Source organism: Achromobacter semiaridum (genome assembly GCF_053543755.1).
This window is the reverse complement of sequence record NZ_JBLVOL010000058.1, coordinates 33,282-46,453: the sequence shown is the minus strand read 5'-3', so window position 1 is coordinate 46,453 and position 13,172 is coordinate 33,282. Positions and strand designations below refer to the sequence as shown.

The window sequence follows — 13,172 nt, the reverse complement described above, 5'->3', positions numbered from 1 at the left end:
GGCAGGCCGTCCGTTATTAAGGCACGTTTTGTAAAATCCAGTCGCACTCATATACTTCACGCTTTAAATTTCTGCGAGATGGCTATGACGGCGTCGCCGGTTCCGAAAATGAAGGCGTGGATGGCGCAGGCGCATGTGTCCGGTGTGGCACACACCGGCCGGGCGCTGCTGTTGGCTTCCACCTGCGCGCTTGCACTGACCGCGTGCATGTCGGTCAGCACGCAGAAAGTCGGCATGACGCCCGTGGCCTCTGCCGATCCGGTCCACACCATTCAGCTGTCGCGCGTCGTTATCGCAGCCTTGCCGAACGACAGCAACGTGACCTTGCCCGCGGCGTCGCAGTGGCGCCGCGTCGGAGCGTTGCCGCAGGGCGACGTCTACCGTTCGATGGGCGGCTTATTCACCATTCAGACCCGACGGCAGGGTGAAGCTTATCTGGTGGCGTCATCCGGCAAGCTGCTGGGTTTTTACCTGCCGGGCGAAAGCGCGTACATGGCGCTGTCTCGTCCCGTCACTTTGCCTGTGGAGATGCGTCAATGAAAGCGTGGATCAAGGGTGTAGCGGCGATTGCCGTCGCCGTGTTGCTGGCGGGATGCGCGGGCCCGAAGTTTGATGCACTGCATGGCCGCTTGCCGCCGATTGCCGAAGGCAATGGGCGGATTTATTTTTATCAGCCGCAGCCCACCAACCTGGCGGCGGCGCAGCAGAAACTGCGCGTCAACGATGTCGTGGTAGGCCGCAACAAGCCGGGCAGCTTTTTCTTCGTTGATCGCCCCGCCGGCAGCTATGTGGTCACCAACCTGCATTGGACCGGCGACGGCGTGAGCTTCATGCTGGACGCTGGGCAGACGCGTTATGTACGCGTCATGGCCGAGGTGTACGGCGCCACCGGCGCGGTGGGCAAGTTGTCGATGCAGCTGGTCGACCCGCCAGAACTTGCCGAAAACGAGATGCGCGGCCTGCGCTATTGGGGCGCGGCAAGTCCCGAGCGGATGCCGGGCTTCTGACCAAAACCTACAGTTTTGAATAGGTCAAACCTGGGCGCACCATCGGTGCGCCCAAGTTTTTTTCAGCCCCGATCCAGGCCCACTTCCTGCAACACCGTCGTTGCGATTTCTTCAATGGACTTGGTGGTGCTGGACAGCCATGAAATGCCTTCACGGCGCATCATGCGTTCAGCTTCCGCCACTTCGTAGCGGCATTGTTCCAGCTGGGAATAGCGGCTGTTGGGACGGCGTTCGTTGCGAACTTCCGCCAGGCGCTCGGGCTGGATCGACAGGCCGAACAGCTTGGCGCGGTGCGGCGCAATGGTCGAGGGCAGGGTGCCGCGCTCGAAGTCGTCCGGCGTCAGCGGGAAGTTGGCGGCCTTGATGGCATATTGCATTGCCAGGTACAGGCTGGTGGGGGTCTTGCCGCAGCGCGACACGCCCACCAGAATGACGTCGGCCTGGTCCAGCTGGTTGACGAACTGGCCGTCGTCGTGGGCCAGGCTGAAGTTGATGGCGTCGATACGGTTGCGGTACTTTTCGGAATTGGCCTGCATGTGCGACCGGCCGATCGAATGGCTGGACTTCAGGCCCAGCGCCTGTTCGATATGGCTGACGAAGGTGCCGAACAGGTCCATGAAGATGCCGTTCGCCTGGCGAACACGCGCCAGGATCTCGGGGTTAACCAAGGTGCTGAACACGATCGGCGGCACCCCGGCTTCCAGGGCGCTGCGGTCAATCCGCATGGCGACCTCGGCCGCCTTCTCCAGGGTGTCGACGAACGGCAGCCGAATCGGCTTGAATTCCACCTCTTCGAACTGGGACAGCACCGACTGGCTGAAGGTCTCGGCAGTGATGCCGGTGCTGTCGGAAACGATGTATACCGTGCGTGCGATCGGGGTAGATGTCATGTGTAAAAAATTCCAACCAGTCAGATAGCCCAGGGTACTCCACCGAGTACAATCAGGCCCCTATAAGTCACCCCAAGGGCGGTCCAAGGCCAGTTTGGTCAGCGTCTGAAAAAAGCAGTTTTTGTGCTTGCTTCGTGCTTTGACCTAACTCGCTTTCATTCCATTGTAAAAGGTGACTTCAATGTCGTATGTTGTTTTGTTCGAGCAGCTCCGCATGACGGACGTGGACTCGGTAGGAGGCAAGAACGCATCACTAGGCGAAATGATCAGCCAGCTGTCTGGCGCGGGTGTCCGCGTGCCGGGCGGCTTTGCCACGACCGCCGACGCGTTCCGTGATTTTCTGAAGGCCTCGGGCCTGGACAAGCGCATCGCAGAACGCCTGACCACGCTGAACCCCGAAGACGTGCGCGAGCTGGCCACCGCCGGCGCGCAGATCCGCCAATGGATCGTCGAAGCGCCGTTCTCGGCCGAATTCGAAGCACAAATCCGCACGGCCTTTGCCAAGCTCGACGCTGACGGCAAGGGCTCGTTTGCCGTGCGCTCGTCAGCCACGGCGGAAGACCTGCCCGACGCCTCGTTCGCCGGCCAGCAGGAAACCTTCCTGAACGTTGTGGGCATCGACGACGTGCTGGACAAGATCCGCCACGTGTTCGCCTCGCTGTACAACGACCGCGCCATTTCCTATCGCGTGCACAAGGGCTACGCCCACGCCGATGTGGCCTTGTCGGCCGGCATCCAGCGCATGGTGCGTTCCGACAAGGGCAGCGCCGGCGTCATGTTCACCATCGACACCGAATCGGGCTTTGAAGACGTCGTGTTCATCACGTCGTCCTACGGCCTGGGCGAAACCGTCGTGCAAGGCGCGGTCAACCCCGACGAGTTCTACGTCTTCAAGCCCACGCTGGCGCAAGGCAAGTTCCCCATCGTCGGCCGCCGCATCGGCTCCAAGCTGATCAAGATGGAATTCGATCCCGAGCGTCCGGAAGGCCGCGCGGTCCGTACCGTTGACGTGCCGGTGTCCGAGCGCAACCGCTACTCGCTGACCGACGACGAAGTTAACGAACTGGCCCGCTACGCCGTCATCATCGAGCAGCACTACAAGCGCCCGATGGACATCGAATGGGGCCGTGACGGTGTCGACGGCAAGATCTACATCCTGCAAGCGCGCCCGGAAACGGTGAAGTCGCAGCAGGGCGCCAACGACGTCCAGCAGCGTTATCGCCTGAAGGCCACCGGCCAGGTCCTGATCACCGGTCGCGCAATCGGCCAGAAGATCGGCGCCGGTCCCGTGCGCGTGGTGGGCGACATCTCCGACATGGACAAGGTCCAGCCGGGCGACGTGCTGGTCACCGACATGACTGATCCCAACTGGGAACCCGTGATGAAGCGCGCCTCGGCCATCGTCACGAACCGTGGCGGCCGTACCTGCCACGCCGCGATCATCGCGCGCGAACTCGGCATTCCGGCAGTGGTGGGTTGCGGCAACGCCAGCGACCTGCTCAAGGAAGGCCAGTCCGTGACCGTGTCTTGCGCCGAAGGCGACGAAGGCCGCATCTATGACGGCCTGATCGAGACCGAAGTCGAAGAAGTGCGCCGTGGCGAAATGCCGGCCATCGATCTGAAGATCATGATGAACGTGGGTAACCCCCAGCTGGCGTTCGACTTTGCGCAGATTCCGAACGGCGGCGTCGGTCTTGCACGTCTGGAATTCATCATCAACAACAACATCGGCATCCACCCGAAGGCAGTCCTGGACTACCCGAACGTGGACGGCGAACTGAAGAAGGCCGTGGAATCGGCTGCCCGTGGGCACGCCAGCCCGCGCGCGTTCTTCGTTGAGAAGATGGCGGAAGGCGTGGCGACGATTGCCGCCGCGTTCTATCCCAAGCCGGTCATCGTGCGCATGTCGGACTTCAAGTCCAACGAATACCGCAAGCTGGTGGGCGGTTCGCGCTACGAGCCCGAGGAAGAGAACCCCATGCTGGGCTTCCGTGGCGCATCGCGCTACATCGCCGAGGACTTCGCCGAGTGCTTCCGCATGGAATGCGAAGCGCTCAAGAAGGTTCGCGACGACATGGGCCTGACCAACGTTGAAATCATGGTGCCCTTCGTGCGCACGCTGGGTCAGGCCGAAAAGGTCGTGAACCTGCTGGCCAAGCACGGCCTGGCTCGTGGTGAAAACGGCCTGAAGCTGATCATGATGTGCGAAGTGCCGTCCAACGCCATCCTGGCCGACGAATTCCTGCAATTCTTCGACGGTTTCTCGATCGGTTCCAACGACATGACCCAGCTCACGCTGGGCCTGGACCGCGATTCCGGCATGGAGCTCCTGGCCGCCGACTTCGACGAACGCGACGAAGCCGTGAAGTTCATGCTGCGCCGCGCGATCAAGGCTTGCCTGGCGGCCAACAAGTACGTGGGTATCTGCGGCCAAGGCCCCAGCGACCACCCCGACTTCGCGCAATGGCTCAAGGACGAAGGCATCCTGTCGATGTCGCTCAACCCGGATACGGTTGTCGACACCTGGCAGCGTCTGGCCAAGCAATAAGCGCCTGGCCGTTCCAATAAAAAACCCCGCGTCCGATCAGGACGCGGGGTTTTTTTCTTTAGCGAACGATGCGCGGGCCAGCCACTACGCCGCTTTCAATTCCCGCGCGATCAGCTCCCGCTTGCGGTCGATACCCCAGCGGTAACCCGCCATCGACCCGTCCGTGCGCACCACGCGGTGGCACGGGATGGCCAGCGCGATGGAGTTGGTGGCGCAGGCGCGTGCCACGGCCCGCACGGCGCGAGGTGCCCCGATGCGTTCGGCCACCTGCGTGTAGGTGACCGTGGTGCCCACCGGAATGTCGCGCAACGCCTCCCATACCCGGCGCTGAAAGGCGGTGCCGCGCACGTCCAGCGGCAGGTCCAGCCCGCGCGACGGGTCTTCGACGAAGCTGACCACGGCGGCCACCCAGGTTTCAAACTCGGCATCCGCGCCGATCAGGCGCGCGGCCTTGAAGCGGTCTTGCAGGTTGCGCACCAGGTGTTCCGGGTCGGCGTCCAGCGAAATGTCGCAGATGCCCGTGCCGGTGGCCGCCACCAGCAAGGCGCCCAGCGAACACTGCGCCACCGCGAAGCGGATATCGATGCCTTCGCCGTTCCTGCGAAAGGCCGTGGGCGTCATGCCCAGGATGGCGGGAGCGGCTTCGTAGAACCGGCCGCTGGAATTGAAGCCGGCGTCGTACATGGCGTCGGTGACGCTGGCACTGCTTTCCAGCTGCTGGCGCGCGCGGGCCGCTCGCAGCGCGTTGGCGTAGGCCTTGGGCGTGATGCCGGTCGCCGCCTTGAACACGCGGTGAAAGTGAAAGCGGCTCATGCCGGCCTGTTCGGCCAGCGTGGACAGGTCGGGCGGCTGCTCGGCCTCAAGGGCGCGGCAGGCGCGCTCGACGGCGGCGGCATGCTGTTTGCTTAAAAGCTGTTTGCTTAAAACGGCTGCGGCGGATGGCGGTTTGCTTGCGGCGGCGGCGGTAGGGCTCATCGAAGACTCCTGACATGCGCGTAATGGATTGCGCTTTAGGTTCATGGTCTCAGTTGCCGACTAGCCCCGCACTCCGGATGTTGCGCGCCGCCGTTCAGGCCGGCGCGTAAGCGTCCAGGAAGCGGCGCAGCAGCCCGCCCGCCACGGGCGTGGCGCGCACGTTCGCGGTCAGGTCCGGCAGGTCCAGGTTTTCCGCCGCATAACGACGGCCATAGCGATCCAGGTGGGCGCGAATGAAATCGGGTCCGAACTCGGGGTGAAATTGGGTCGAGAACACATTGCGGCCGATGCGGATCATCTGGTGTTCGTCCAGGTCAGAGCGCGCCAGCACGGCGGCGCCGGGCGGAGGCTGCAACACGGTCTGGGCGTGCAGCATCTGCGCGGGAAAGGTGCCGGGCAGGCCGGCCAGCAACTTGTCGCCCGAGGCCGGCGGCAGCAGTTCGACGGTTTGCGTGCCGACTTCGCGGCCGGCCGGGTTGTAGCCCACCTTGCCGCCCAGCGCATAGGCCAGTAGCTGGTGGCCGTAGCACACGCCGAACATGGGCAGCTCGGCGGCGGCGGCCTCGCGCAGCCAGGCGGCGGTGTCTTCGCTCCAGGGCTCCTTATCGGTGACCATGGCGGGCGATCCGGTGATGAGTGCCGCGCGATAGTGCGCGGGCGATTGCGGGCGTTGACCTTCGTGCACGGCAACGATTTCAACCGCGTCGGCCGCCAGGCCGGCGGCCTGGGTCAGTTGTTCGGCATAGCCGCCGAACTGGCTTTTAAGCGTGTCGTCCGGATCGCCGGTATGCAGGATCAGGACGGGTAGGGCGGAAGGTGTTGCAGCGGTCATGGATCGATGTGCTTGAAAAGGCGGACGCGGGCCATCCGGGTGGGATCGGCGCGTCAGGCGCACATCATAATCCAGCGCCGCCCGGACCGAGGCCAACGGGCTTTCCCGTTACGTCCCGGAAATACGTACAATCCGCTCACGAATCATCCTTTCAGGCGACGTTAAGACTATGTGGATCTGGCTGGGATTGGCCGCGCTGGCCCTAATCGGGGAATTGGCGACGGGTACTTTCTATTTGCTGCTGGTGGCCTTGGGGCTGGCGGCGGCCGGCGCTGCCGCGTGGCTCGGCACGGGGCTTGAATGGCAATTGGTGGCGTGTGGCGTGGTCTTGATGCTGGGCCTGTTGGCGCTGCGCAAGACGCGCGTGCTGAAAAAGCGCGAGGTCAACTCCGCGCGCAACGCGGACGTGAACCTGGACATCGGCCAGACGGTTTCCGTGGAATCGTGGTCCGAACAGCGCACGGCGCGTGTCTGGTATCGCGGCGCGCACTGGCAGGCCGAACTGGCCCCGGGGCATGCGCCCCACGCCGGAGAACACACCATTACCGAACTGCGCGGCTCGACCCTGGTGCTCAAGCCCATGGGCGCGCCGGGTTCAACCCGGTAAGACCGGCTCGCGCCTCGCGCGGCCCGCAGCAGGCGTCCGGGGCTTGGTGTCCGACGCCATCGCATTAACTCAGAAGAGGTTTCAATCATGATCGATACATCCACTATCGTCCTGCTCGTCGTCGTCGCGCTGGCGATCCTGATCGTCATCAAGTCGATCGCCATCGTGCCCCAACAGCACGCCTGGGTGGTCGAGCGCCTGGGCAAGTTCGACCGTGTCTTGTCGCCGGGTGCCGGTTTTGTCATCCCCTTTATCGAACGCGTTTCCTATAAGCACTCGCTGAAGGAAATCCCGCTGGACGTGCCGAGCCAGGTCTGCATCACGCGTGACAACACGCAGCTGCAAGTGGACGGCGTGCTGTATTTCCAGGTGACCGATCCGATGCGCGCGTCGTATGGTTCGTCGAACTACATTTCGGCCATCACGCAGCTGGCACAGACCACCCTGCGCTCGGTCATCGGCAAGATGGAACTGGACCGCACGTTCGAAGAACGCGATTCCATCAACAGCAACATCGTGTCGTCGCTGGACGAGGCCGCGCTGAACTGGGGCGTGAAGGTGCTGCGCTACGAAATCAAGGATTTGACGCCGCCCAACGAAATCCTGCGTTCGATGCAGGCGCAGATCACCGCCGAACGTGAAAAGCGTGCGCTGATCGCAGCCTCGGAAGGCCGCCGCCAGGAACAGATCAACATCGCCACCGGCGAACGTGAAGCCGCCATTGCCCGCTCCGAAGGCGAGAAGCAGGCACAGATCAACCAGGCGCAGGGCGAGGCCGCCGCGGTGCTGGCCATTGCCGAAGCCACCGCCAAGGCCATCACCCAAGTGGCCGATGCCGTGCGCCAGCCGGGCGGCATGGAAGCGGTGAACCTGAAGGTGGCCGAGCGCTACGTCGAGGCGTTCGCCAACGTGGCCAAGGAAGGCAATACGCTGATCCTGCCGGCCAACATGTCCGACGTGGGCGGCATGATCGCCTCGGCCATGACCATCGTGAAGTCCACGCGCAACACCTGATACCGCGCTTAGCGGCGCGCCGCCCATGATCGCTCCCGTTAATTTGCTTCTGATAGCAGCACTGGCGGGGGTGCTATCGCTCTGCGTGCTGGGGTCGCTGGCTCGCAGCGGCATGGCCGGCATCCGCGAAACCATACGCGCCAACTTGCTTACGCTGTTGGCGTTTTTTACGTTTGCGCTTCAGAACACGTCGGCGCCCTGGCTGGTGTCGGTCGTGGTGCCCAACGCGGCCGTGGGCCTGGCGCTGTTTTCGTACTACTCGGGCGTGCGGCGCTTGCTGGGGCTTAGCGTGCCCAAGCACCTGATGACGCTGGCATGCCTGGTGGCGCTGGTGGTGTTGCTGGCCTATACGTATGTGGACTGGCGCATCGGCCCGCGCATCGTGGCGATGTCGCTGCTGCAAATGGGCTTCCTGGTTGCGGTGGCCGTCACCGTCCAGCGCAATATGCCGGTGCATCGTTCGCGCTACAGCTATCGCTTCGTGTGGACCGTGGCGCTGATCTCGGCCGCGGTCTGTGCGTTGCGGGCCGCGATCTACGCGCTGGACCTGGCGCTGCCCGAATCCTTGATGGAGCCCAACGTCTGGAACATCGCCTTCCTGACGCTGGGCGTGCTGATCATGCCGTGCCTGACGCTGGGCACCATCATGATCATCCACGACCGCATGCTGGCCGACCGCGAGCAAGAGGCCAACACCGATTTCCTGACCGGCCTGATGTCGCGCAAGGCGTGGTGGTTGCAGGCCGAACGCTATTGCGCCCAGGCACTGCGCACGCGGCGTCCGCTGACCCTGCTGCTATTGGATATCGACCATTTCAAGCGCATCAACGACACGCACGGCCATGTGGCGGGCGATGCCGTGCTGCGCCATTTCGGCCTGCTGGCCACGGCCACCTTGCGCACCGGCGACCATGTCGGGCGCGTCGGCGGCGAGGAATTCGGCGTGCTATTTCCGGATATGCGCGGCGACGCCGTGCTGGATGTGGCGGCGCGCTTGCTGGATTCCGTGCGGCGCACGCCTTGCGCGCATGGCGGCAGCACCATTTCGTACACGTTCAGCGCGGGCGTGGCCGAATGGGTGCCCGGCGAAAACCTGCAAGTGTTCTTCGAGCGCGCCGACCGCAAGCTCTATGCCGCCAAGGCGGCGGGGCGCAACCGCATCGTGGGGCCGGCCGAGCAGGCAGAGCGCCTGGCCATGCCGGCCGCGGCCTGAATCAATCGTCTTTGTCTTTGCGGGGCGCGCGCGTGTCGTGCTTCATGATGCGTTCTTTCTCGCGCTGCCAATCTTTTTCGCGCGCGGTGTCGCGCTTGTCGAACAGCTTCTTGCCCCGGCCCAGCGCGAAGTCCAGCTTGATGCGGCCATTCTTGTAGTGCAGGTTCAGCGGCACCAGCGTGTAGCCGCGCTGCTCGACCTTGCCGATCAGCTTGCTTATTTCCTCGGCCTTGAGCAGCAGCTTGCGCGTGCGCATGGCATCGGGGTGGATGTGGGTGGACGCCGTGGGCAGTGGGCTGACGTGCATGCCCAGCAGGTACAGTTCGCCATCGCGTACGATGACGTAGCTTTCCTTGAGCTGCACGCGGCCGTCGCGAATCGCTTTGACTTCCCAGCCTTGCAGGACAAGGCCGGCTTCGTAGCGGTCTTCGATGAAATAGTCGTGCGTGGCCTTGCGGTTGTCGATAATGCTCATAACGCCTTTTTGCGCATAACGCCTTTTTTGGTCATAACGCCTTTTTTGGTCATAACGCCTTTTTTGCTCATAACGGCAATTTGCGGGCTGCAAAGCGCCACATTAGGCTCATGTTGCGCGGTGCCGGTAAAATCTTGCCATTCTAGCCATTTGCGATAGTCGATGCACAAAGTACAACGATCCGTCCTGGTGCCTTACAGCGCCGCCCAGATGTTCGACCTGGTTGCCGACGTGGAGAAGTACCCCGAGTTCATGCCGTGGTGCGGCGGGGCCGAGGTGCAAAGCCGCGATGAACATGGCATGCAGGCCTCCATCCTGATCAGTTTCGCGGGCATGAAGCAGCGCTTCACCACGCGCAATACCCATGTCTATCCCGACCGGATCGACCTGGAACTGGTGGATGGCCCATTCTCCAGCCTGGTCGGCCACTGGGAATTCCAGGCGCTGGCGGAAGATGCCTGCAAAGTCCTGTTCACCATGGAATACGCGTTTTCGAACCGCGCGCTGGAAATGGTGGTGGGGCCGGTGTTCAACCGCATCGCCACCAGCTTCATCGATTCCTTCACCAAGCGGGCACAGGCCAAATATGGCGAATGAGCCATCTGACGCGGTGTTGCTGAACGTCAGCGTCTGCTATGCCTTGCCCGGCCACGTGTGGCTGCGCGAACTGCGCCTGCCTGATGGGGCCACGGTGGCGGACGCGCTGGCGGCCTGCGGCTTTGGCCAGGCGTTTCCGGTGGTGCAACCCTGGGAACGCGGGGTGGGCGTGTTTGGCCGCGCCGCCGAGCCGCAGTCGCGGCTGTTTGACGGCGATCGCGTCGAAATCTACCGGGGCCTGAGCTTCGACCCGAAGGAATCACGCCGCCGCCGCGCCGAACACCGACGCGCCAAGACGGCCAAGAACGGCCGGGTGCGCCCCGCGGGCTTGCTGTAGGCAGGTTCGTGTGGGCCGCCTTGTTAAGCCGCCGTCTGCCACCCGCCATCTGCCACCCGCCATCTGCCACCCGCGGTCTGCAACCCGCCTTCTGCTGCCCGCCGTCTGCCACCCGCCTTCTGCCACCCGCCTTCCGTAAGCGCCGCCACGGCAGGTCGGCGCCGCCGGACATTGTCACCAACAAGACAAATACCTCCCAAGCATCCGGCGTAACATAAACGCGGTTTCATATTTACGTTTACGTTAACGTCATGCCAGAATCCATCTTGCCACGGCGATGGGCGGGCGTTCACGAGACGACCCGCAACGCCAACAGACAATACCGACACCAACAGGAGACAGGCTGTGGACTTGGAACTGACCGACGAGCAGCGCGCGTTTGCGCAGGCCGCCCGCGACTACGCCGAGGGCGAATTGGCCCCTCACGCCGCGCGCTGGGACGCTGAAGGCATCTTTCCGCGCGAGGCATTCGCCCGGGCCGGCGAAATGGGCTTTTGCGCCATCTACGCCAGCGAAGAGATCGGCGGCCTGGGCCTGCCGCGCTTGGACGCCACGCTGGTATTCGAGGAAATGGCCGCCGTGGACCCGTCCACCACCGCTTTCCTGACGATACACAACATGGCCACCTGGATGGTCGGCCAATGGGGCCAGCCCGGCTTGCGCGAGGCCTGGGGCCCGCTCTTGGCCAGCGGCCAGAAACTGGCTTCTTACTGCCTGACCGAACCAGGCGCCGGATCGGATGCCGCGTCCCTGTCCACGCGCGCGCAGCGCCAGGGTGACGACTACGTGTTGAACGGCGCCAAGGCGTTCATTTCAGGCGGGGGCGATACGGACCTGCTGGTCGTCATGGCGCGCACGGGCGGCGAGGGCGCGGGCGGTATCAGCGCGTTTGCCGTGCCGGCCGATAGCCCGGGCATCAGCTACGGCCGCAAGGAAGAAAAAATGGGCTGGAACAGCCAGTCCACTCGTCCCATCACCTTTGAAAACGTCCGCGTGCCGGCCGCAAACCTGCTGGGCCAGGAGGGCGAAGGCTTCAAGATCGCCATGAAGGGCCTGGACGGCGGCCGCATCAATATCGGCACCTGCTCGGTGGGCGCCGCCCAAGGCGCGCTGGACGCCGCCCGCCGCTACATGGACGAACGCCGGCAGTTCAACCGCCGTCTGGCGGAATTCCAGGCGCTGCAATTCAAGCTGGCGGACATGGCCACCCACCTGGTGGCGGCGCGCCAGATGGTGCGCCTGGCCGCCTGCAAGCTGGACGGCGGCGCGCCGGACGCGGCCACCTATTGCGCCATGGCCAAGCGCTTTGCCACCGACATGGGCTTCCAGATCTGCCTGGACGCGCAACAGATTCACGGCGGTTATGGATACTTGAAGGACTATCCCTTGGAGCGTCTGGTGCGCGATACTCGCGTTCATCAGATTCTGGAGGGCACCAACGAGATCATGCGCGTGATCATTGCCCGCCAATTGTTGGAAAAAGGAGCCGACATAAGATGAATGCACCGGTGTTGTTCGAAGAAAGAAGCGCGGCGAACGGCATGCGGTTCGGGATAGCGACGCTGAACGCGCCGCAAACCCTGAACGGCCTGTCGCTGGAAATGGTGGACTTGCTGGCCGAGCGCCTGGACCAATGGGCGCGCGATCCGGGCGTGGCCCTGGTGGTCTTGCAAGGCGCGGGCGAAAAGGCCTTCTGCGCAGGCGGTGACCTGCATGGCCTTTACCGCAGCATGAGCGAAAACGCGGGTAAAAGCGGCTGGAGCAACGCCTACGCGCGCCGCTTTTTCGAGCACGAATACCGGCTGGATTACCGCATTCACACGTATCCGAAGCCCGTGCTGTGCTGGGGCCACGGCATCGTCATGGGCGGCGGCATCGGCTTGATGATGGGCGCCAGCCACCGCGTTGTCAGCGAAAGCTCGCGCCTGGCGATGCCGGAAGTCTCGATCGGCCTGTTTCCGGACGTGGGCGGCAGCTGGCTGCTGAACCGCATGCCGGGCCGCATCGGCCTGTTCCTGGCGCTGACCGGCGCGCAGATGAATACGGCCGACGCGTTCTTCGCGGGCCTGGCGGACTTCCGCCTGAACCATGCCGACTGGCCGCGCCTGCTGGCGTCGCTGGAAGAACAGCCGTGGGCGGGCAAGCCGGCCGGCGCCTCGGACGAGGCCATGGCGCCGCGCTCCATCAACGATGGCTTGCTGCGCCGCGCGCTCACCGCGCTGGAGCCCCAGACTCCGCTGGAACCCGGGCACCTGCGCCAGCATTCGTTCCTGATCAACAACCTGTGCACGGGCAACCGCCTGGACGAGATCTACGAAGAACTGGCGCAGCTGAAAGACCATGACGACCCCTGGCTGGCGCGCGCGGCGACGACCATGCTAGCCGGTTCGCCTGGGTCGGTGCGATTGGCCTTCGCCTTGCAGCAACGCATGCGCCTGCGGTCGCTGGACGACGTGTTCCGCGCCGAGTACATCGCGGCCCTGGCGTGCACGGCCCATGGAGATTTTGCCGAGGGCATTCGCGCCTTGCTGATCGACAAGGACAAGAAGCCGCGCTGGAGCCCGGCGGTGATCGACGTGGCAACCGACGCCTGGGTCCAGAAGTTTTTCGAGGAACCCTGGCGCGAGGGCGAGCCGCATCCCTTGGCCGACCTGGGGCAGGAAGGGCGCTGATAGCC

The 13,172-nt window shown here is 63.9% G+C and carries 15 protein-coding genes; 10 read left to right on the top strand and 5 right to left on the bottom strand.

Annotated features, from left to right (window positions below; genetic code table 11):
• The first annotated feature begins 84 nt into the window (after positions 1 to 84).
• Both ACNPP0_RS16450 and ACNPP0_RS16445 read left to right on the top strand, forming a co-directional pair.
• Positions 85 to 540 (top strand): hypothetical protein, encoded by a 456-nt coding sequence (locus ACNPP0_RS16450; protein WP_332607664.1) that lies wholly within the window; start codon positions 85 to 87, stop codon positions 538 to 540.
• A complete protein-coding gene (locus ACNPP0_RS16445; RefSeq protein ID WP_332607665.1) occupies positions 537 to 1,007 on the top strand; it encodes a DUF2846 domain-containing protein in 471 nt (156 codons plus the stop codon). The genes ACNPP0_RS16450 and ACNPP0_RS16445 overlap by 4 nt, the downstream gene beginning before the upstream one ends.
• Before the next feature lie 62 nt (positions 1,008 to 1,069).
• Here ACNPP0_RS16445 and ppsR read toward each other — a convergent pair whose 3' ends face one another.
• Complete coding sequence (gene ppsR / locus ACNPP0_RS16440) at positions 1,070 to 1,897, bottom strand: phosphoenolpyruvate synthetase regulatory kinase/phosphorylase PpsR (protein WP_046807173.1); 828 nt, start codon at positions 1,895 to 1,897, stop codon at positions 1,070 to 1,072.
• A 181-nt stretch (positions 1,898 to 2,078) separates the two neighbouring features.
• Here ppsR and ppsA point away from each other — a divergent pair, with 181 nt between their 5' ends.
• Positions 2,079 to 4,445, top strand: coding sequence for a phosphoenolpyruvate synthase (gene ppsA / locus ACNPP0_RS16435; RefSeq protein ID WP_448706479.1), 2,367 nt, complete (start codon positions 2,079 to 2,081; stop codon positions 4,443 to 4,445).
• 84 nt (positions 4,446 to 4,529) lie between these two features.
• Here the strand turns inward: ppsA and ACNPP0_RS16430 are convergent, their stop codons facing one another.
• Complete coding sequence (locus ACNPP0_RS16430) at positions 4,530 to 5,420, bottom strand: bifunctional transcriptional activator/DNA repair enzyme AdaA (RefSeq protein ID WP_332607667.1); 891 nt, start codon at positions 5,418 to 5,420, stop codon at positions 4,530 to 4,532.
• 94 nt (positions 5,421 to 5,514) lie between these two features.
• Positions 5,515 to 6,252 carry a glutamine amidotransferase gene (locus ACNPP0_RS16425; protein ID WP_332607668.1) on the bottom strand — a complete coding sequence of 246 codons (738 nt, stop codon included), beginning with the start codon at positions 6,250 to 6,252 and terminating at the stop codon, positions 5,515 to 5,517.
• 169 nt (positions 6,253 to 6,421) lie between these two features.
• Between ACNPP0_RS16425 and ACNPP0_RS16420 the strand changes: the two genes are divergently transcribed.
• The 3 genes from ACNPP0_RS16420 to ACNPP0_RS16410 all read left to right on the top strand — a co-directional run bounded on the left by ACNPP0_RS16420 (position 6,422) and on the right by ACNPP0_RS16410 (position 9,086).
• Positions 6,422 to 6,859, top strand: a complete 438-nt coding sequence (locus ACNPP0_RS16420; RefSeq protein WP_332607669.1) for an NfeD family protein — start codon at positions 6,422 to 6,424, stop codon at positions 6,857 to 6,859.
• 87 nt (positions 6,860 to 6,946) lie between these two features.
• On the top strand, positions 6,947 to 7,873 hold the full coding sequence (locus ACNPP0_RS16415; protein WP_046807169.1) for an SPFH domain-containing protein: 927 nt from the start codon (positions 6,947 to 6,949) through the stop codon (positions 7,871 to 7,873).
• A 25-nt stretch (positions 7,874 to 7,898) separates the two neighbouring features.
• On the top strand, positions 7,899 to 9,086 hold the full coding sequence (locus ACNPP0_RS16410) for a GGDEF domain-containing protein (protein ID WP_448706478.1): 1,188 nt from the start codon (positions 7,899 to 7,901) through the stop codon (positions 9,084 to 9,086).
• Position 9,087: 1 nt separating this feature from the next.
• Here ACNPP0_RS16410 and smpB read toward each other — a convergent pair whose 3' ends face one another.
• Both smpB and ACNPP0_RS16400 read right to left on the bottom strand, forming a co-directional pair.
• Positions 9,088 to 9,561, bottom strand: a complete 474-nt coding sequence (gene smpB, locus ACNPP0_RS16405) for an SsrA-binding protein SmpB (RefSeq protein ID WP_006223414.1) — start codon at positions 9,559 to 9,561, stop codon at positions 9,088 to 9,090.
• A complete protein-coding gene (locus ACNPP0_RS16400; protein ID WP_448706477.1) occupies positions 9,558 to 9,731 on the bottom strand; it encodes a hypothetical protein in 174 nt (57 codons plus the stop codon). Before ACNPP0_RS16400 ends, smpB begins: the two co-directional genes overlap by 4 nt.
• Between ACNPP0_RS16400 and ACNPP0_RS16395 the strand changes: the two genes are divergently transcribed.
• From ACNPP0_RS16395 to ACNPP0_RS16380, 4 genes are all read left to right on the top strand, one after another.
• Positions 9,724 to 10,158 (top strand): type II toxin-antitoxin system RatA family toxin, encoded by a 435-nt coding sequence (locus ACNPP0_RS16395; RefSeq protein WP_046807167.1) that lies wholly within the window; start codon positions 9,724 to 9,726, stop codon positions 10,156 to 10,158. The two genes, ACNPP0_RS16400 and ACNPP0_RS16395, sit on opposite strands and share 8 nt — an antisense overlap.
• A complete protein-coding gene (locus ACNPP0_RS16390) occupies positions 10,148 to 10,495 on the top strand; it encodes an RnfH family protein (protein WP_448706476.1) in 348 nt (115 codons plus the stop codon). The genes ACNPP0_RS16395 and ACNPP0_RS16390 overlap by 11 nt, the downstream gene beginning before the upstream one ends.
• 345 nt (positions 10,496 to 10,840) lie before the next feature.
• Entirely contained in the window at positions 10,841 to 11,995 is a 1,155-nt protein-coding gene (locus ACNPP0_RS16385) for an acyl-CoA dehydrogenase family protein (RefSeq protein WP_332607672.1), read from the top strand.
• Positions 11,992 to 13,167: an enoyl-CoA hydratase/isomerase family protein gene (locus ACNPP0_RS16380; protein WP_448706475.1), complete on the top strand. Its 1,176-nt coding sequence runs from the start codon at positions 11,992 to 11,994 to the stop codon at positions 13,165 to 13,167. The genes ACNPP0_RS16385 and ACNPP0_RS16380 overlap by 4 nt, the downstream gene beginning before the upstream one ends.
• The last annotated feature ends 5 nt before the right edge of the window (positions 13,168 to 13,172 follow it).

What these genes read in the sequence shown, in the direction of transcription:
- ACNPP0_RS16380 (WP_448706475.1), top strand. Translation starts at nt 11,992, where the DNA reads ATGAATGCACCGGTGTTGTTCGAAGAAAGAAGCGCGGCGAACGGCATG.
- ACNPP0_RS16420 (WP_332607669.1), top strand. Translation starts at nt 6,422, where the DNA reads ATGTGGATCTGGCTGGGATTGGCCGCGCTGGCCCTAATCGGGGAATTG.
- ACNPP0_RS16390 (WP_448706476.1), top strand. Translation starts at nt 10,148, where the DNA reads ATGGCGAATGAGCCATCTGACGCGGTGTTGCTGAACGTCAGCGTCTGC.
- ACNPP0_RS16430 (WP_332607667.1), bottom strand. Translation starts at nt 5,420, where the DNA reads ATGAGCCCTACCGCCGCCGCCGCAAGCAAACCGCCATCCGCCGCAGCC.
- smpB (WP_006223414.1), bottom strand. Translation starts at nt 9,561, where the DNA reads ATGAGCATTATCGACAACCGCAAGGCCACGCACGACTATTTCATCGAA.
- ppsA (WP_448706479.1), top strand. Translation starts at nt 2,079, where the DNA reads ATGTCGTATGTTGTTTTGTTCGAGCAGCTCCGCATGACGGACGTGGAC.
- ACNPP0_RS16410 (WP_448706478.1), top strand. Translation starts at nt 7,899, where the DNA reads ATGATCGCTCCCGTTAATTTGCTTCTGATAGCAGCACTGGCGGGGGTG.
- ppsR (WP_046807173.1), bottom strand. Translation starts at nt 1,897, where the DNA reads ATGACATCTACCCCGATCGCACGCACGGTATACATCGTTTCCGACAGC.
- ACNPP0_RS16425 (WP_332607668.1), bottom strand. Translation starts at nt 6,252, where the DNA reads ATGACCGCTGCAACACCTTCCGCCCTACCCGTCCTGATCCTGCATACC.
- ACNPP0_RS16450 (WP_332607664.1), top strand. Translation starts at nt 85, where the DNA reads ATGACGGCGTCGCCGGTTCCGAAAATGAAGGCGTGGATGGCGCAGGCG.
- ACNPP0_RS16415 (WP_046807169.1), top strand. Translation starts at nt 6,947, where the DNA reads ATGATCGATACATCCACTATCGTCCTGCTCGTCGTCGTCGCGCTGGCG.
- ACNPP0_RS16395 (WP_046807167.1), top strand. Translation starts at nt 9,724, where the DNA reads ATGCACAAAGTACAACGATCCGTCCTGGTGCCTTACAGCGCCGCCCAG.
- ACNPP0_RS16445 (WP_332607665.1), top strand. Translation starts at nt 537, where the DNA reads ATGAAAGCGTGGATCAAGGGTGTAGCGGCGATTGCCGTCGCCGTGTTG.